This window comes from Glycomyces niveus, assembly GCF_017592475.1.
Lineage (GTDB): Bacteria > Actinomycetota > Actinomycetes > Mycobacteriales > Micromonosporaceae > Glycomyces > Glycomyces niveus.
The window spans coordinates 143,927-161,448 of record NZ_JAGFNP010000005.1 but is presented as its reverse complement, the minus strand read 5'-3'; the positions used below and the strand labels follow the sequence as shown (position 1 = coordinate 161,448).

The 17,522-nt window shown below is 71.3% G+C and carries 14 protein-coding genes; 7 read left to right on the top strand and 7 right to left on the bottom strand.

Going from position 1 to position 17,522, the window contains the following annotated elements:
• Positions 1 to 113: 113 nt before the first annotated feature.
• Positions 114 to 1,520 (bottom strand): proline--tRNA ligase, encoded by a 1,407-nt coding sequence (gene proS, locus J5V16_RS11320; RefSeq protein WP_208496323.1) that lies wholly within the window; start codon positions 1,518 to 1,520, stop codon positions 114 to 116.
• Positions 1,521 to 1,675: 155 nt separating this feature from the next.
• Between proS and J5V16_RS11315 the strand changes: the two genes are divergently transcribed.
• The 3 genes from J5V16_RS11315 to J5V16_RS11305 all read left to right on the top strand — a co-directional run bounded on the left by J5V16_RS11315 (position 1,676) and on the right by J5V16_RS11305 (position 6,031).
• Positions 1,676 to 4,078: an HAD-IC family P-type ATPase gene (locus J5V16_RS11315; protein WP_208496322.1), complete on the top strand. Its 2,403-nt coding sequence runs from the start codon at positions 1,676 to 1,678 to the stop codon at positions 4,076 to 4,078.
• A gap of 74 nt (positions 4,079 to 4,152) precedes the next feature.
• Positions 4,153 to 5,145: an ATP-binding cassette domain-containing protein gene (locus J5V16_RS11310; protein ID WP_243901054.1), complete on the top strand. Its 993-nt coding sequence runs from the start codon at positions 4,153 to 4,155 to the stop codon at positions 5,143 to 5,145.
• A gap of 28 nt (positions 5,146 to 5,173) precedes the next feature.
• Positions 5,174 to 6,031 (top strand): ABC transporter permease, encoded by an 858-nt coding sequence (locus tag J5V16_RS11305; RefSeq protein WP_208496321.1) that lies wholly within the window; start codon positions 5,174 to 5,176, stop codon positions 6,029 to 6,031.
• Positions 6,032 to 6,092: 61 nt separating this feature from the next.
• On the opposite strand, the gene J5V16_RS11300 is transcribed toward J5V16_RS11305, so the two are convergent.
• Entirely contained in the window at positions 6,093 to 9,095 is a 3,003-nt protein-coding gene (locus J5V16_RS11300) for an ATP-binding protein (protein WP_208496320.1), read from the bottom strand.
• 323 nt (positions 9,096 to 9,418) lie between these two features.
• Between J5V16_RS11300 and J5V16_RS11295 the strand changes: the two genes are divergently transcribed.
• The gene (locus J5V16_RS11295) at positions 9,419 to 9,964 is read left to right on the top strand and encodes a hypothetical protein (RefSeq protein WP_208496319.1); all 546 of its coding nucleotides are present in this window, start codon (positions 9,419 to 9,421) and stop codon (positions 9,962 to 9,964) included.
• Between the two features lie 93 nt (positions 9,965 to 10,057).
• Here the strand turns inward: J5V16_RS11295 and dapC are convergent, their stop codons facing one another.
• Both dapC and fdxA read right to left on the bottom strand, forming a co-directional pair.
• A complete protein-coding gene (gene dapC / locus J5V16_RS11290) occupies positions 10,058 to 11,173 on the bottom strand; it encodes a succinyldiaminopimelate transaminase (RefSeq protein WP_208496318.1) in 1,116 nt (371 codons plus the stop codon).
• 4 nt (positions 11,174 to 11,177) lie between these two features.
• Positions 11,178 to 11,498 carry a ferredoxin gene (gene fdxA / locus J5V16_RS11285; RefSeq protein WP_208496317.1) on the bottom strand — a complete coding sequence of 107 codons (321 nt, stop codon included), beginning with the start codon at positions 11,496 to 11,498 and terminating at the stop codon, positions 11,178 to 11,180.
• A 146-nt stretch (positions 11,499 to 11,644) separates the two neighbouring features.
• Here fdxA and J5V16_RS11280 point away from each other — a divergent pair, with 146 nt between their 5' ends.
• Positions 11,645 to 12,526: a GNAT family N-acetyltransferase gene (locus tag J5V16_RS11280; protein ID WP_208496316.1), complete on the top strand. Its 882-nt coding sequence runs from the start codon at positions 11,645 to 11,647 to the stop codon at positions 12,524 to 12,526.
• Here the strand turns inward: J5V16_RS11280 and J5V16_RS11275 are convergent.
• A complete protein-coding gene (locus tag J5V16_RS11275) occupies positions 12,523 to 12,996 on the bottom strand; it encodes a hypothetical protein (RefSeq protein ID WP_208496315.1) in 474 nt (157 codons plus the stop codon). The genes J5V16_RS11280 and J5V16_RS11275 overlap by 4 nt on opposite strands.
• On the bottom strand, positions 12,993 to 13,445 hold the full coding sequence (locus J5V16_RS11270) for a hypothetical protein (RefSeq protein ID WP_208496314.1): 453 nt from the start codon (positions 13,443 to 13,445) through the stop codon (positions 12,993 to 12,995). The genes J5V16_RS11275 and J5V16_RS11270 overlap by 4 nt, the downstream gene beginning before the upstream one ends.
• 95 nt (positions 13,446 to 13,540) lie before the next feature.
• Between J5V16_RS11270 and J5V16_RS11265 the strand changes: the two genes are divergently transcribed.
• Complete coding sequence (locus J5V16_RS11265; protein ID WP_208496313.1) at positions 13,541 to 15,268, top strand: SulP family inorganic anion transporter; 1,728 nt, start codon at positions 13,541 to 13,543, stop codon at positions 15,266 to 15,268.
• Here J5V16_RS11265 and J5V16_RS11260 read toward each other — a convergent pair.
• A complete protein-coding gene (locus tag J5V16_RS11260) occupies positions 15,212 to 16,753 on the bottom strand; it encodes a heparinase II/III domain-containing protein (RefSeq protein ID WP_208496312.1) in 1,542 nt (513 codons plus the stop codon). The genes J5V16_RS11265 and J5V16_RS11260 overlap by 57 nt on opposite strands.
• A 95-nt stretch (positions 16,754 to 16,848) precedes the next feature.
• Here J5V16_RS11260 and J5V16_RS11255 point away from each other — a divergent pair, with 95 nt between their 5' ends.
• The gene (locus J5V16_RS11255) at positions 16,849 to 17,493 is read left to right on the top strand and encodes a MerR family transcriptional regulator (RefSeq protein ID WP_208496311.1); all 645 of its coding nucleotides are present in this window, start codon (positions 16,849 to 16,851) and stop codon (positions 17,491 to 17,493) included.
• The last annotated feature ends 29 nt before the right edge of the window (positions 17,494 to 17,522 follow it).

Below are 17,522 nucleotides of genomic sequence, written 5' to 3'. Positions count from 1 at the left end.
GGGAATTACTCCGGATTCTCGCTCGCGCTGAAACTTGGCCTTGCGTCACGGTTGTTGAGAGGGCATCCGTCCCAAAGCTCATGTACAGCGACCGAGTCTAGCGCACCAGGTGCCTAGTACTGCCGGGCGAGGTAGGCGATGAGACCGGACTCATCCAGGGAGTCCGGCACGGAGCCGTCCTCGCGCTGGAGCACCCGCACGAACACGGCGGACTCGGCGGCCTTCGCCTCGCCCTCGACGCCGCAGGCGTCCCACGGGATGCGGGCGTACCCGGTCTGGGCGGCCTCGACCGCCGCTTCGAGCGTCGAGACGTCGGCGGTGTGCGACTCGCGGAAGGCGACGGCCTCGTCCCACAGCTGGTCCTGGGCGCCCTGCAGGGCGGCGGCGATGGCTTCGGCGAGCATCCCGAGGGGGACGGTCTGCTTGGTGCCCTCGACGCGGCTGGCGATGGTCGCCTCGCCGTTCTTGAGGTCGCGGGGGCCGATCTCGATGCGCACGGGGTAGCCCTTGAGCTCGGCGTCCACGGCCCGGCGGCCGAAGGCCACGTCGCCGCGGTCGTCGAGCTTGACGCGCACGCCGTCGGCCTTGAGCTCGTCGTAGACCTTGCGCGCGGCGGCCTGGACCTCGTCGGTGTCCTTGACGACCATGACGAGCGCCTGCACGGGCGCGAGCTTCGGCGGCACGCGGAGGCCCGCGTCGTCGCCGTGGCCCATGATGAGGCCGCCGACCATGCGGGTCGAGACGCCCCACGACGTGGTCCAGCCGTGGTGCTGCTGGCCGTCGCGGCCCTGGAACTGGATGTCGAAGGCCTTCGCGAACTTCTGCCCGAGCTCGTGCGAGGTGCCCATCTGGAGGGCCTTGCCGTCGCGCATCAGGGCCTCGACCGCGAAGGTGTTGAGGGCGCCGGCGAACCGCTGGGCCTCGGTCTTGATGCCGCGCAGCACCGGCAGCGCCAGCACGTTCTCCATGAAGTCGGCGTAGACCTCGTGCAGGATGCGCAGCGTGAACGCGTGGGCGTCCTCATAGGACTCGTGGACGGTGTGTCCCTCCTGCCACAGGAACTCCGAGGAGCGCAGGAACAGGCGGGTGCGCAGCTCGTAGCGCATGACGTTGCACCACTGGTTGAGCAGCAGGGGCAGGTCGCGGTAGGAGTTGACCCACTTCGCCATGTACTCGCCGATGATGGTCTCGGAGGTGGGCCGCACGGCCAGCTTCTCCTCGAGCTCCTTGCCGCCGCCGTGGGTGACCATCCACAGCTCGGGCGCGAAGCCCTCCACGTGGTCGGCCTCGCGGGTGAAGTACGACTCGGGGATCAGCAGGGGGAACGACGCGTTCTCCGTGCCGGTCTCCTTGATGCGCTCGTCCAACTCGGCGACCATGCGCTCCCACAGGGCGAAACCGGTCGGTCGGATCACCTGCGAGCCCTTCGCCGGGCCGTTCTCGGCCAGCTGGGCCTTGGCGATGACGTCCTGGTACCAGCGAGGGAAGTCCTCGCCCTGCGGTGTGAGTACATTGGCCATAATCGGTGATTCTAGAGGTCGGGCCCGGTGGAGCCGCAATCGGATGAGCCCGCGCGGGACCCGCGTCTCCTCCGCCGGACGGCGGAGGAGCGAAAAGGGGCGGCTCCGTCGTTCGGCCGTGATACAGCGATGCAGTTGTCGCATAAGCTGTCGACGTGACAACACCCATGCTGGCAGGTGACCGCGGCCTGACTGCCGCCGAGGTGGCCGAACGCGTCGAGGCCGGAGCCGTCAACGAGGCCAAGCGGCACACGAGCCGCCCGCTCTCGGCGATCCTGCGCGCGAACTTCTTCACACCGCTCAACGCCGTCATCGGCGTCCTCGCCGTGATCGCGATCGGCTTCACCGCCCTGGAGGAAGGCTTCTTCGAAGGCCTCAAACAGGGCCTCTTCGCCGGCGTCATCATCGCCAACATCGCCATCGGCACCATCCAGGAGCTGCGCGCAAAGCGCACCCTCGACAAGCTCTCGCTGATGAACCAGTCGAACGCGAAGGTCCTGCGCGACGGCGAGGTCCAGGAGATCGCCCCCAACCTCATCGTCCGCGACGACCTCGTCTACGTCGAACCGGGCGACCGCATCGTCGTCGACGGCCCCGTCGTCGAATCCCGCAACCTCGAGATCGACGAGTCGCTGCTCACCGGCGAGGCCGACCCTGTCGCCAAGGCCCCCGGCGACGAGGTCCGCTCCGGCTCCTTCGCCGTCGCCGGCACCGGCCTCTTCCGCGCCGAGCAGATCGGCGCGGAGTCGTACGCCGCCAAGCTCGTCGAAGAGGCCAGCAAGTTCACCCTCGCCCGCTCCGAGCTGCGCGAGGGCATCAACCGCTTCATCAAGCTCATCAACTGGCTCATCGTCCCGATCGCGCTGCTGCTCATCGTCAGCCAGCTCGCCGACGCCGCCAACTGGCGCCAGATCATCGTCCGCACCGTCGCCGGCATCGTGCCGATGATCCCCGAAGGCCTCGTCCTCCTCACCTCGGTCGCATTCGCCGTCGGCGTCATCCGCCTCGGCGCGCGCCACGTCCTCGTGCAGGAGCTGCCCGCCATCGAAGGCCTCGCCCGCACCGACGTGCTCTGCCTCGACAAGACCGGCACGCTCACCGAAGGCGGCATGGACGTCGACCAGATCCGCCCGATCAACGGCACCGACGGCGAGGGCGTCAACACCGCCCTCGCGGCCCTCGCCGCCGCCGACGACAGCCCCAACCCGACCATGCAGGCCGTCGCCGCCCACCTCGCCGAGAACGCCGTCGCCGACCCGGGCTGGCGCGTCATCGACGTCATGCCGTTCTCCTCCGCCCGCAAATGGAGCGGCACCCGCTTCACCGACAACGGCACCTGGCTCCTCGGCGCGCCCGACATCCTCCTCGACCACGGCGACCCCGTCGCCCTCGAAGCGGACATGCTCGCCGCCCAGGGCATGCGCGTCCTCGCCCTCGTCACCGCCGAGTCCGCCTCCACCACCGGCGGCGTCACCGGCGTCAAGGCCCAAGCCCTCGTCGTCCTCCGCCAGCGCCTGCGCGAGACCGCGGCCGCGACCCTCGCCTACTTCAAGGAGCAGGGCGTCAAGGTCAAGATCATCTCCGGCGACTCCCCCGCCGCCGTCGGGGCCGTCGCCGCGCAGCTCGGCGTCGAAGGCGCGGCCGACACCGTCGATGCGCGCCGCCTCCCCGAGGACCCGGAGGAACTGGCCGACCTGCTCGAGCGGGCCACGATCTTCGGGCGCGTCAAGCCGCACCAGAAGCAGGCGTTCGTGAAGGCGCTCCAGTCGCGGGGCCACACCGTCGCGATGACCGGCGACGGCGTCAACGACGTGCTCGCCCTCAAGGACGCCGACCTCGGCATCGCCATGGGCTCCGGTTCGGCCGCGGCCCGCTCGGTCGCCCAGGTCGTGCTCCTCGACGACGAGTTCGCGACCCTCCCGCAGGTCGTCGACGAGGGCCGCCGGGTCCTCGGCAACATCGGGCGCGTCTCGAACCTGTTCCTCACCAAGACCGTCTACGCGATCTCGCTCGCCCTGTTCGTCGCGGTCGGCGCGATCACCGCGTGGATCATGGGCAACGACCCGCTGCCCTACCCGTTCCTGCCGATCCACCAGTCGCTCATCAACCTGTTCACGATCGGCCTCCCGGCGTTCTTCCTGGCGCTCGCGCCGACCTTCGAGAAGGCCAAGCCGAACTTCGTGAAGCGGGTGCTCAAGTTCGCGATCCCGGCCGGGATCTGCTGCGCGGTGCCGACGTTCATCGTGTACCTGCTCTCGCTCGCGCACGACGGCACCGACTCGAACCTGCCGCAGACGACCGCGGGCATCACGCTGTTCTGCCTCGCGCTGGCGGCGCTGGCGATCACCGCGAAGCCGTACGTGTGGTGGAAGGCCCTGCTGGTCTGCGGATGCGGCGGCGCGTTCCTTCTCGTGCTCTCGGTGCCGGTGCTCGCCGACTTCTACGAGCTGAGCCTGCCGGGCGTGTGGAACACCACGGTCGCGGCGATCGGCGTCGGCTCCGGTGTGGCGGCACTGCTGTTCTGGCTGGTGGTGCGACCCAAGCACCTCGCCGACTAGCGTTCCGAGCATCGCCGCGGCCCCCGCTACATCGGAAGTAGCGGGGGCCGTGGCGTGTGCGTAGCGCCTTCTGGATGAGAGCAGATGACCAGAAGGAGGCGGCGGACATGTCGCAGCGCGAACTCGCGATCCGGGCCGAGGGGCTCGTCAAGCACTTCAAGGACGTGAAAGCCGTCGACGGCGTGGACCTCGAGGTCCCGGCCGGCACGGTGTACGGCGTCCTCGGCCCGAACGGGGCCGGCAAGACCACGACCGTCCGGATGCTGGCCACCCTGCTGCGTCCCGACGCGGGGAGCGCGACCGTGTTCGGCCGCGACCTCATCGCCGACGCCGCCTCCGTGCGGTCCCAGGTGAGCCTCACCGGCCAGTACGCCTCGCTCGACGAGGACTTGACCGGCATCGAGAACCTGGTGCTGCTGTCGCGGCTGTACGGGTACGGGAAGCCGGCGGCGCGCGAGCGCGCGGCGGACCTGCTGGAGGCGTTCGGGCTGACCGCCGCGGCGGGCAAGCAGGTGAAGGCCTATTCGGGCGGCATGCGGCGGCGCCTCGACATCGCCGCTTCGATCATCGTGACCCCCAAGCTCCTGTTCCTGGACGAGCCGACGACGGGCCTGGACCCGCGCAGCCGCAACCAGGTGTGGGACGTGGTCCGCACGATCGTCGGCGAGGGCACCACGGTGCTGCTCACCACCCAGTACCTGGAGGAGGCCGACCAGCTGGCGAGCCGCATCGCGGTCATCGACACCGGCCGGGTCATCGCCGAGGGCACGCCGGGGCAGCTCAAGTCCTCGGTGGGCGCGGGCTCGATCCGGGTGCGGCTGCACCACGCCGACCAGCGCGACCACGCGCGGCAGATCCTCGTGGAGGCGCTGGCCGGGGAGGTCGAGCTCGACGACGACCCGGTGGCGCTGACCGCCCGCCTTGCCCCGGGCCAGGACACGGCCGTGCAGGGCTCGCACGCCTTGGGCGAGCTGGCGCGCGGGGGCGTCCTGGTGGACGACTTCTCGCTCGGCCAGCCGAGCCTGGACGAGGTGTTCCTCGCCCTCACGAACAAGGTCGACGCCTAACCCCCGGACTTCCAGAAAGGACATTGCAATGACCGTCACGCAGACCACTACGAAGTCCGATGCCGACGCACCGGCGCCGGTCGAGAGGGACCACCTGCGGCGCCTGCTGGCGACGGGCGAGCGCCCGGCGGCGCCGAGCGCGTTCGCTTCGGCGCGGGCGTTCGCCTGGCGCTCGATGCTGAAGATCAAGCACGTGCCCGAGCAGCTGTTCGACATCCTGCTGTTCCCGATCATGATGCTGCTGATGTTCACGTACCTGTTCGGCGGCGCTATCGCCGGCGGCACCGGTGACTACCTGCAGTTCCTGCTGCCGGGGATCATGGTGATGAGCATCGTGATGACGACGATGTACACGGGCATGAGCGTGAACATCGACATCAACAAGGGCGTGTCGGACCGGTTCCGGACGCTGCCGATCTGGCGGGCCGCGCCGATGGTCGGGTACCTGCTGGCGGACGTGTTCCGTTACGCCGCAGCGGGTGCGGTCATGTTCGGCACGGGCATGGTGATGGGCTACCGGCCGGAGGGCGGCGCGGCGGGCGTGCTGCTGGGCGTGGGGCTGCTGCTGGTCTTCTGCTTCGCGTTCTCGTGGCTGTGGACCTGGCTGGGCCTGATCACGCGGTCGGAGAAGACCGTCATGTCGATCTCGATGTCGATCATGTTCCCGCTGACGTTCCTGTCGAACATCATGGTGGACCCGTCGACGATGCCGGGCTGGCTGCAGCCGGTCGTCAAGAACACGCCGATCAGTCAGTTGGTCGACGGCGTGCGCGGCCTCTTCGACGGCAATGTGGACTCCGCTTCGGTGGCCACGACGCTGATCTGGTCGGCCGGTTTCATCGCGGTCTTCGGGTTCCTGACGATCAGGGCCTACAACCGCAAGTAGTGCTTCATTGAAAAACACCCGGCAGCGGCCGGGCGGGTCTGACCCGCCCGGCCGCTGCTGTTCACAGCTCCCATGGGGGCGGTTCGGTTTCGGGCCGGTAGACGCAGGCGGAGCCGGTGGCGACGGCGGCGCGCAGGTGGGCGGCGAGGGCCGGGTGGACGGCCTCGATCTTCTTGAGGGTGTTGCGGATGCGGTTGGTGACGCTCTTGCGGGCGCGTTCGGCGTTGTCGCCGAGGCGGCGGGAGCGGCCGCCGAGTCCCGTGGCGGCCTTGAGCTGTTCGATGAGGGCCTGGCGTTCGGCGTCGAGGCGGGCGGCGCGGGCGTCGTCGCGGAGGGCGGCGGCGGTATCGATCTGCTCGTCGAGGCGTTCGAGGTGGTCGCGGTAGCGGGCGCGGGCCTCGGCGTCGAGGAGGTCGTCGCCGCCGAGCCTCGCCTCGGCCGCGACCGCTTCGCCGCCTTCGGGGTCGAGGAGTGCGACGGCGGGGACTTCGACGCCCGGCTGCCGCAGGAGCCGGTGCAGGTCGGCGAGGCCCTTGGTGTGCGGGAGGTGGACGCCGCGGCCTTCGTAGCGGAGGGTCCAGGTGGCGCCTTCGCGGCGGAAGACCGCGCCGGGAGCGGCCGCGGTGCGGCGCTCGGGTGCAGGGGCGGCCGTGCCGGTGAGCGCGGCGGCGGCGGTGCGGGCGGCCTCGGCCCAGGGCGGGGCGTCGAGCCGTTCGGCCTGCTCGATCGCGGCGGCGAAGTGCGCCGCGGCGCGGTCGCGGTCGCCGGAGGCGGCGGCGAGCACCCCGAGCCAGTGGCTGATGGGGCCGTGGATGCTGGTGCCCCACAAGGCGACGAGCCATTCGCCTTCGTGGGGTTCGAGGCGTCGGCGCAGTGCCGCGATCGCTTCGGCGTCGCCTTCGGCGGCGGCGAGTTCGACCTCGAACCGCAGGCGCAGGGAGACCCAGGGGTCGTGCGGTTCGGCCTCGGCCTCGAAACGGGACTTGGCCCGGTGGGCCTCGTCGAGGTCGCCGCGGCGCACGGCGCTCAGGGCGGCGAGCAGGTCGAACTGCCACTGCCCGAAGGCGGCCCAACCCGAGTCCCGGATCGGCTCGGGCGCTTCGCCGCGCGCGAACGCCAGCTCCCAGCGGAGGTGGCGCATCATGTGGTCGTTCATGGGGTCGTCGCCGGTGGCGGCGTAGGCCTTGTCGATGCGTTCGGCGGCCGCGTCCCAGCGGCCCTGCACGATGTCGACGACGGCGTGGTCGATGTCGGCCCCGCTGTGCCAGCGATCGGAGTCGCTGCTCTCGGCGAGGGCGCAGAAGAAGTCGACCTGGGAGCGGAAGGCCGGGTCGCCCTGTTCGAGCATCGCGACCCAGCGCAGCGAGGCGGCGAACAGGCGCATGTCGACGTCGCCGGTGCGGCGGGTGATCTCGTCGAGCTCTTCGACGATGACCTGGCGGGCCGCGGCGGTGCCGGGGCCCCAGTCGACCGAGTGCGTGGCCCACAGCCCGAAGGCGACCTCTTCGTCGTCGCCGATCTTCCTGGCGGCCATGAGGAACTCGTAGTTCAGCTGCCGGGTCAGCCCGTCGTAGTCGAGGCCGGGGTCGGGCCGCTTCCCGGTGAGCGCTTCGTAGGCGTCGGCCTTGAGCCGACACAGGGCGTCGGGGCGTTCGTTCTGGGGCAGTTCGATGGCGGTGCGGGCGAGCAGCATCGGGTCGCCGGAGTCGCGGGCCTCGTACACGGCCTGGTCGTAGTGCTTCCAGGATTCCTCGTCGCGCTGCAGCCATTTGACGGTGGCGGCCAGCTCGAGGCGGAGCAGGACGCGGCGGCGCACCATCTCGGGGGTGCAGCGCTCGAGGGCGCGCCGGAAGTACTTCTCGGCGCCCGGGGCGCTGAGGCAGCCGCGCGATTCGGTGGCGGCCCGGCTCAGGAACTCGACGGCGATCGCGGGGTCGAGGTCGTCGCCGGCGAGCCAGGCGTGGTGGGCGATCTCGGTGGTGAGCATGAGCTTCTGGAGCGATTCGTCGGCGACGAGGGCGCGCACGACGCAGCCGTGGTGGTGGGCGGCCTCTTCGCTCGACATGGTGTTGTAGAGGGTCTCGCGCACGAGGTCGTGGACGAAGACGTACCGGTCGGTCTCGCGGCGCACGAGCCGGGTCTGGCAGGCGGCGTCGAGCGCGGATTCGATGCGGTGCAGGTCGAGTCCGGAGGCCTGGGCCATGACGCCGGCGTGGAATTCGCGGCCGCCGACGGAGGCGAGCGTGAGCATCCGCACGAGCGGTTCGGGGAGGTGCTCGATGCGGCGCTGGAGCGCGTCGCGCATCCCGGCGGTGGTGGCGTCGACGCGCTGCCCGGAGGCCCACAGCTGCGCGGTCTGCTCGACGAAGAACGGGTTGCCGCCGGTGCGGCGGGTGATCTCGGCGACCGTGACCGCGTCGGGCGCGTCGCCGACGGTGGTGCGGCAGAGCGCGGCGACGCCGTCCTCGTCGAGGCCTTCGAGGCTGATCATGGTGGCCTTGGCGACGAGCGGGAGCATGCGGGCGCGCAGGCGGTGGCCGGGGTCGATCTCGGAGTCGCGGTAGGTGGCGACGAAGAGGATCCGCTCGAACCAGGTGTGCTGCGAGGCGAATTTGAGCAGTTCGAGGCTGCCGGGGTCGGCGAAGTGGAGGTCGTCGAGGACGACGAGGAGCGGGCCGCGCTGGGACGCGGCGATGAGGAGCTGGGTGACGGCGTCGTAGAGCTCGAACGGGGCGGGCGCGGAGCCGTCGCCTTTGCCGAGGAGGGCGTCGACGGGCGGCGCGGGGTGGAGGGACTGCCAGGCCTCGTCGCCGAGCTGGGCGCGGAGCGAGCGCAGGACCTGGACCCACAGCCAGTGGTCGGGGACGGCCTCGGATTCCCAGGAGGTCGCGAAGGCGACGGTGAGCTCGCCGCGGAAGCGGGCGGCGACCTCGGTGACGAGGGTGGACTTGCCGATGCCCGCCTCGCCGGTGACGAGGGCGAGTCCACCGTGGCTCGCCACGGTGCGTTCGACGGCCGAGCGGAGGGCCGCCGTCGGATGGTCGCGGCCGATCAGGAAGGTCACCCGACCAGTGTGGCCGAAGGGTCCGACATGCGCCATGGGGTTCTGGGCCTAGGACGGGAGACCGAGGCGGTTCGGTGGATTGTCGACTATCGGACGATGGACCTCATGTTTCGGTGTCGCTCCAGGTCAGTCTCACCGATCGGGTTACATGTACGACAAAAGTGCGGATTGTTTCCTCGAAGCCGTGCGTTAGCTACGGACAGTCCTTAAAGTGCTACGGAAAGTCACACCTCGGTGCGACAGGCGGTCGAACCGCCCCTGCCGACGGTTCGCACAGGCCGCGACCGGACCGGGAGCACCGACGATCAACGGGGGCAATCCTCATGGCACAGTCCATGTTCGAAAAAGCACGAACCGACGCCGAACAGACCACCAAAGCAACCAAGAAGACCTGGCGGGCCGCCGCGATCGGGGCCGCCATCCCGTTCGCGATCTTCGCGGCCGCGCCGGGGGTGAGCGCCGCGGGCGCCGACCCGGTCGAGGCCGCGCCGGTCCAGACCGTCGAATCCGAGCAGCTGCCGCCGCTCCCGGTCGATCCGCCGGTCGACGTACCCGACCCGACCGCGCTGCTCGACCTGCAGGCGTGCCTCACCGAACTCCAAGGGCTCATCGCCCAGCTGCCCCCGCCGCCGGCCGATCCGCCGGTCGAGCCGCCGGTGGCGCCGCCGACCGGGTCCGAGCAGCTGCCGGTGCCCGCCCCCGGCGACCCGGGCGCCGATCCCGGGCTCCCCGCGGCGCCCGACGTCGGGGCGCTGACGGAGGTCTGCAAGCAGGTCGTGGAGGTCGTCAAGAGCCTGCTGCCGCCGGTGCCTCCGGTCGAGCCGCCCGTCGACCCCGGCCTGCCGGTCGACCCGCCGGCGGCCCCTTAAGGACTGCTGCCCGACGGCACAGCGAGAAGGCCCGCGGCTGCCAGCCGCGGGCCTTTCGTCGTGTCGGTAACCTGCGGCGCTGCGCGCCCGGCCTCACTTCAACCGCTGCGCGGCGTCGGCGATCGCCTCGTCCGTCGCGGTGAGCGAGAAGCGCACGTGCCGGTTCCCCTTGGCGCCGTAGAACTCCCCCGCCGCCGCGAGGATGCCGCGCTCGGCGAGCCACCGCACGGTGTCCCAGCAGTCCTCGCCGCGCGTGGCCCACAGGTAGAGCCCGGCGGTCGAGTGGTCGATGCGGAACCCGGCCGCCTCGACGGCGCCGCGGAGCACGCCGCGGCGCTCCTCGTAGCGGGCGCGCTGCTCGATCGCGTGCGACTCGTCGTGCAGGGCCGCGATCGTGGCCTGCTGGACGACCCACGGGACCATGAAACCCGAGTGGCGGCGGATCTCCAGCAGGTCCGCGATGAGCTCCGGGTCCCCCGCGAGGAACGCCGAGCGGTACCCCGCCAGGTTCGAGCGCTTCGACAGCGAGTGCGCCGCGAGCAGGCCGGTGAGGTCGCCGTCGTTCACGCGCGGGTCGAGGATCGAGACGGGCGGGTGGTCGTGGTCCCAGCCGAGGGTCAGGTAGCACTCGTCGCTGGCGAGCACCACGCCGCTGTCCCTGGCCCAGCGGACCAGGCCGCGCAGGTGCTCGACCGAGGCGACCTCGCCGGTCGGGTTGGTCGGGTAGTTGATCCACGCCAAGCGCAGGCGCGAGCCCGCCGCGTCGCGCGGGTCGGCCACCGGCACCGCGTCGGCCTTCGCCAGGATCGCGCCGATCTCGTACGTGGGGTAGGCGATCTCCGGGTAGGAGACGGCATCGCCCGGGCCGACGCCCAGCTGCAGCGGCAGGTTCGCGACGAGCTCCTTGGAGCCGACGGTCGGCAGGACCGCGACGTCCTCGGCCACACCGGTGTGCCGGTGGAGCCAGGACCGCATCGCCTCGCCGAGCGCCGGCGGGCCGGCCACCGTGGGGTAGCCGGGCCGCGCGGCGGCGTCGATGAGCGCCTGCCGGATCGACTCGGGCACCTCGTCCACGGGCGCGCCGACGGTCAGGTCGACGAGCCCGCCGGGGTGGGCCGCCGCGCGCTCCTGGTACGGGGCCATGCGGTCCCACGGGAAGCGCGGCAGCCGCCGGGCCGGGGAGGCGCTGTGGAGGCGGCGCAGCGCCATCGCGCTACTCCGACTTCGCGGGCAGCGCGGCCACGAACGGGTCGTCCTTCTCGATCTTGCCGACCTTGGAGGCCCCGCCGGGGCTGCCGAGCTCGTCGAAGAAGTCGACGTTGGCCTTGGTGTACGGGGCCCACTCGTCCGGGACGTCGTCCTCGTAGAAGATCGCCTCGACCGGGCAGACCGGCTCACATGCACCGCAGTCGACGCACTCGTCGGGGTGGATGTAGAGCATCCGGTTGCCTTCGTAGATGCAGTCGACGGGGCACTCTTCGATGCAGGCCTTGTCGAGGATGTCCACGCACGGCTCGGCGATTACGTAAGTCACGAGTCGTCCTTCCTACAGCGCGCAGCCGGGCGGGCTGCGCTGTGATTGAGACTAAAGCTTATTGCGGAATGTTGACCCGAAGGCTTGGGGTGGGCCAGATGCTGGGACCGGAACATGTCGGCCGTCGCGCGGCGGTGCGTATCAGGTTGCAATCTCCCGAACCGGGGCGCCGGTTCACGGACATCATCGGCGAGCTTATCGAGATCGGCCCGGACTTCTGGCGCATACTGCCCGACAATGTGGCGCAGTCTGGGGCCGCCGTCACCATCGCGACGGACGCGATCGTCGCGGCCCGGGCGATACCGCCCAAACCGACCCCGTTCTCCGAGATCATCGCGACCGAACGGCTCCTCGCCGCCACCTGGCCGGCGCCCGAGACCGCCGAAATCGGCGGCTGGCTGCTGCGGTACGCCGAGGGGTTCTCGCGCCGCGCGAACTCGGTCCTGGCGCTCACCGCCCCCGAGGGCGGGACAGATGCGGCGATGTCGGCCGTCGAAGCCTGGTACGGGGCACGGGGCGCGCGTCCGCTCGTAGCCCTTGCCGGGCCGGTGACGAAGCGCCTGGACGAGGAGCTGGCGACGCGGGGCTGGGAAGCCGAAGCCGAGACCGTCGTGATGACGAAGCCGCTCCGCGATAGCACCTATGACGGCGAGGCCGTGGTCGTGGACGCGCCGAGCGAAGCGCTGCTCGAACAGCTCGGCAGCGGCACCCCCGAGATCGCCGCGGCGGTCTTCGGCTCCGGCGAAGGTCGCGGGTACGCCGAGATCCGGCTCGGCGGGGAGCTCGCCGCCCGGGGCCGGGGAGCGATCGCGGGCGACCTCGCGGCGATCACCTCGATCGGGACCCTGCCCGCGTTCCGCCGGCAGGGCCTGGGCACCGAGGTCCTGCACGCGCTGGAGGCCTGGGGGTACGCCGCTGGAGCGCGGCGGGCCGCGCTCCAGGTCGAGTCCGACAACGGGCCCGCCATCGCGATGTACGGGCGGCTCGGGTACGCCGAGCGGTACCGGTACTGGTACCGGGGGCGTTAGGCGGCCTTCGGGTTGGCCTTGCGCTCCCAGGCGGCCTGGGTGGCCTTGAGTTCGCGGCCGTACACGTCGAAGCCGAGGGCCATCACGATGAGGAAGCCGACCCAGCCCGAGAGGGCTAGCAGCGCGAAGTAGATGAGGGTCTGCGAGAAGACCCCGTCGAGCGTCGGGTAGTCGACGCGGGCGATGAGGGGGTTCACCAGCACGGTGAAGAGGGTGGTGACCACGAAGATCGACAGCAGCTCGCCGGTGATCTCCTGGCGGCGGCGGCGCACGCCCCACCAGATCCCGGCCGCGATCGCGACGGCCGCCATCGCGCCGAACGTGTAGACGCCCACGAGGTCGCCGATCGCGGTGCCCTCGCCCCACTTGGTGGAGGCGAACCGGCCGGCGAGGTTGGCGGCGATGATGCCCAGGGCGAAGCCGTAGATCGAGGGCCAGTGCGGCATCAGGAGGCGGCTGAGGAGGGTCACGGTCGGGACTCCTTCGTAGCGGTAGGGGTGGCCTGCGCCGGCGGCCGGGGGCCGACGGCGGACGGGGCCTTGGCGTTCGGCCTGGGACGAAAATACTGCCACAGCGCGAGGGCGATCCCGGCGGTCCCCGCCAGGAGCAGCATGTAGCCGTTGAAGCCGCTGCCGATCACCAGCGAGCCGGCCCCGGTGGGCATGGACGCGAGCAGGACCACGGCGAACCACGTGAGCGAGGTGAGGATGACCGACCAGCGCCCGCCGGTCCAGTACACGGCCAGCGCCGCGAGCCGCCAGTTCGCGACGAACGCGATCGCCCCGGCGAGCGGGACCGCGATCCCGGCGATGTAGTACGGCACGAGGAAGGATTCGAGGACGGCCGCGAGCAGCGCCGCGGCGGTGACGACCACCGCCCCGCCGACGCGGATCGCCGTTTCCAGACCCTTCGCACGCACGGTGGCGATCCTACGGCAGGAAGCGAACCCGGCGGCGACTCGCCCGGGGTCCGCTGAAAGTCATTGCGGATCAACCATTCCGGGACAATCGCCTCATGACCACGATACGAGAGACAACTGCCACGAAACGCCGACGCTTCCGACAGCTGTTTCCCGAACGGTCCGACTACCTGCACCTCACCCGCCACTGGCACACCGACCTCCTCGCCGGCCTCACGGTCGCGGTCGTCGCGCTGCCGCTGGCCCTCGGCTTCGGGATCGCCTCCGGGCTCGGCGCGTTCGCAGGGCTCATCACCTCGATCATCGCCGGGGCGCTCGCCGCAGTCCTCGGCGGCTCGAACCTGCAGGTCACGGGTCCGACCGGCACCATGGCCGTGGTGCTCGTGCCGCTCGCGGCCACGCACAGCCATGCGGGCGTGATGCTCGTGGGCATCATGGCCGGGCTCATGCTCGTGGTCCTCGCGCTCACCGGAGCGGGGCGGTACGCGCGCTTCGTACCGGTGCCGGTGGTCGAGGGCTTCACGGCGGGGGTCGCGATCGTCATCGCGGTGCAGCAGTTGCCGCCCGCGCTCGGCCTGCCCGCGCAGAACGCGCACATCATCAGCGGCGCATGGGAATCGCTGAGCGATTTCGCGGCCGCCCCGAACTGGGCGCCGCCCGCGGTCGCGTGCGGCGTGGCCGCCGCGATCCTCCTCGGCTCGCGCCTGCACTCGCAGATCCCGACGCCGCTGCTCGCGGTCGTCGTCGCCACGGTCGTCACCTGGTGGGCGCACGCGGACGTGGCGATCATCGGGGCGCTGCCGCGCACGATCCCCGCCCCCGAGGCCGGTTTCCTCGACTTCGCGGAGATGCCCGAGCTGGTGGCGGCGGCCGTCGCGATCTGCGCCCTGTGCGCGCTCGAGTCGCTGCTGTCGGCGACGGTGGCGGACAACATGACCGTCGACCAGCACCACAATCCGGACCGCGAGCTGTTCGGGCAGGGCGTGGCGAACCTCGTGACCCCGTTCTTCGGCGGCATGCCGTCCTCGGGCGCGCTGGCGCGCACCGCGGTGAACGTGCGGTCCGGGGCGGCGGGGCGGCTGGCGTCGCTGACGCACGCGATCGTGTTGGCGCTCATGATGCTCGCGCTCGCGCCCCTGGTGGCGCACGTGCCGCTCGCGGCCCTCGCGGGGGTGCTGATCGCGACCTCGATCCGGATGATCGAGGTCGGTTCGATGCTGGCGCTGGCGCGGTCGACGCGCGCCGACGCGGCGGTCATGTGGCTGACGCTCGCGGCCACGGTGGTGCTCAACCTGGTGTGGGCGGTCGCGGTGGGCATCGCGCTCGCCGGGCTGCTGGCGCTGGGGCGGATCTCGCGGTCGGTCTCGGTCGAGGAGGAGCCGATCGAGCCGGCCGACCACCACGACGAGGAGGCGGCGCTGCTCCACGAGCACATCGTGGCGTACCGGCTGGAGGGACCGCTGTTCTTCGCGGCCGCGCACCGGTTCCTGCTGCAGCTCTTGGACGTCGCCGACGTGCGGGTGGTGGTGCTCCGCATGAGCCGGGTGTCCACTATGGATGCGTCGGGTGCAACGGTGCTCGCGGACGCGATCAAGCGCCTCGAGCACCGCGGCATCGCCGTCTACCTCTCCGGCCTCGAACCGATGCACGCCAAACCGCTTGCGGCCCTGGGCGTCCTGGAGCCGCTGTGGCAGCAGGGCCGCCTGTTCGAGCACACCAGCGAGGCCATCGCGGCCGCCCGCCAGCGCCTGAAGGCGGACGGGCTCCTAGAGCAGCTCGAAGCGGAGGCCGCTGCCGGGGAAGTCGAAGCGGAGCGCCCATAGCCGCTCGGGCCGACCGAGGTGGGTGGTCGTCTCGACGTCCTCGATGCGGACCGTGGCGGGGTCGACGCCGTGGAGGACGAGGGTGCCGCGCTCGCCGGTCCAGGTGGCGCGGTCGCCTTCGGTCTCGGGCCGGATGCGGCTGACGAAGGACTCGGTGAGCTCAGGCCCGGCGTCGAAGAGCTCGATGCCGTCCTCGGTCCAGGTGAACTTGCGCAGGAGCGCGCCGTCGCCGTAAGCGTCGATGTAGGCGTCGACGCCGTCGTCGGTGTAGACGAGTTCGGCGCGCGAGTCCTCGCCGACCTGCTGGGCGGCGCCTTCGACGGTGGGCACGGAGTGCCAGGCCGCGGAGGGGTGGACCTGCTCGTACCGCTCGTCGCCGAAGTAGGCGGCGGTGTACTCGCCGGCGCCGGGGTCGCACAGCAGCTGCTCGCCGTCGGCGGCGATGATGAACGACCCGAGGTCGAGGTGGTTGTGGGGCTCTTCGTTGTAGCCGCCCTTGACCGCGAGCGACCACATGCGGTGGCCGAGCTGGCGGCGTTCGACGTACCAGCCGACGTCGGGCAGGAGGGTGCGGCCGGGGGCGATCTCGCCGCCGAGTTCGCGTCCCCATTCGAGGGTGCGGGTGAGGTGGGCCCAGCGGGAGCAGTAGTCGTCGGCGAAGGTCGGGGCGTGCTCGATCGCGGGGAGGGGGACGCCGAGCCGGTCGTGGAGGCGGGCGAGGAGGCCGGGCGGGAGGGCCGGGTCGTGGTGGGCGTCGCCGAAGGTCGCGAAGGAGCGCGGGTAGAGCTGGACGTGGGCGGGGAAGGACGCGATGGCCTCGGTCCCGGCGAGGAGGTCTTCGCCGGTGGCGTCGCGCCAGGCCTCGGCGAAGTAGGTGAAGTAGCCGAAGCCGTAGACCCAGTAGTCGATGCCTTCGACGCAGCCGCCGTCGGGCCCGAAGGAGAACAGGTAGGCCTGGAGGGCGGGCAGGACGCGGCCGCGGACGACGTCGGTGTCGTAGCCGAGGGCGAGCGCGGCCATCCCGGCGGCGCCGGCGCACACGGCGGTCCAGTTGGAGAACCGCTCCTCCCACCAGAAGGGCTCTTCGGACTGGAAGAAGGGGTCGAGGACGCGGCGGCGGATCTCGGCTTCGACGCGCTCGCGGTCCTTCACGTCGTCGCGCAGGCGCAGGATCTCGGCGAGGGCTTGCGCGGTCTCGCAGGCGAAGAGGTCGACGCAGGTCGCGGGATCGCCGTCGTCCCAGTGGGCCGGGAGCGCCCAGGAGCGCTCGTCGCAGATGTCGGCGACGAGGCCGGAGAGGACGGGTCCGTCGCCGACGAGGGCGAGCGCGGCGAGGTGGCGGCGGCGCGCGAAGTACTGGTTCTCGAAGGGCAGGCGGCGGCCGGTCTCGGCGTAGTCGTCGGCGAGTCCCGGGTCGAAGGCGGGCACGGGAAGCGCGGCGATCTCGCGCAGCTCTTCGAGGAGTGCCGTACGAAGGTCGTTCAAACCGTCGCCTTTCCAGGTGGGGTGGGTACAAGGCGGGGGGTTCCTGCCGGGCTCAACGGTAACGCGGGCGCGCTTTCCGTCATAGACTCCCTCGTATGCGCATCGGGGAGCTGTCGGAGCGGACGGGCGTTCCGGCCGCCACCATCAAGTACTACCTGCGGGAGCACTTGTTGCAGGCCGGGGAGCACGGGGAGGGCAACACCGTCGAGTACGGTTCGGCCCACGTGCACCGCCTGACGCTGATCCGCGCCCTCTCGGAGACCGCCGGGCTCTCGGTCGCGCAGATCGGTGAAGTGCTGACTGTGCTTGGGCGCCATCCGGAGTCGGCGTTCCAGGCGCTCGGCGCGACCCTCGCCGCGACCCACCGGGACCCGAAGTTCTCCCTCGCCAGCGAGGGCACCACCGAAGCCGCCGAGCGCACCGTCGACCAGCTGCTGAACGAGTACGGCTGGGCCGAAGTGGCGCCCCCGAACTACCGCGACGCGCTGGTCACGGCCCTGACCGCGTTCTACCGCTTGGGGAATCCGGACCCGCAGGAGGTGCTGGGCCACTACGCGGACGCGGCGGCGGCGCTCGCCTCGGCGGACATGGAGGCGATCGCCGAGGCGACCCGGATCGAGGGCGTCAACGTGGAGCAGGCGGTGACCGCGACCGTGCTGGGCGAGACGATGTTCGCGGCGCTGCGGCGCATCGCGCATGTGGCGGCCTCGGCCAGGACGCAGGCGCAGCAGGGGCCTTAGGTCCTGCTCAAGGCCTCCTGCGCGAGGCC

Coding starts and splice junctions, on each gene's coding strand:
- proS (WP_208496323.1), bottom strand. CDS start 1,520: ATGGCCAATGTACTCACACCGCAGGGCGAGGACTTCCCTCGCTGGTAC.
- J5V16_RS11310 (WP_243901054.1), top strand. CDS start 4,153: ATGAGAGCAGATGACCAGAAGGAGGCGGCGGACATGTCGCAGCGCGAA.
- J5V16_RS11305 (WP_208496321.1), top strand. CDS start 5,174: ATGACCGTCACGCAGACCACTACGAAGTCCGATGCCGACGCACCGGCG.
- J5V16_RS11295 (WP_208496319.1), top strand. CDS start 9,419: ATGGCACAGTCCATGTTCGAAAAAGCACGAACCGACGCCGAACAGACC.
- dapC (WP_208496318.1), bottom strand. CDS start 11,173: ATGGCGCTGCGCCGCCTCCACAGCGCCTCCCCGGCCCGGCGGCTGCCG.
- J5V16_RS11265 (WP_208496313.1), top strand. CDS start 13,541: ATGACCACGATACGAGAGACAACTGCCACGAAACGCCGACGCTTCCGA.
- J5V16_RS11255 (WP_208496311.1), top strand. CDS start 16,849: ATGCGCATCGGGGAGCTGTCGGAGCGGACGGGCGTTCCGGCCGCCACC.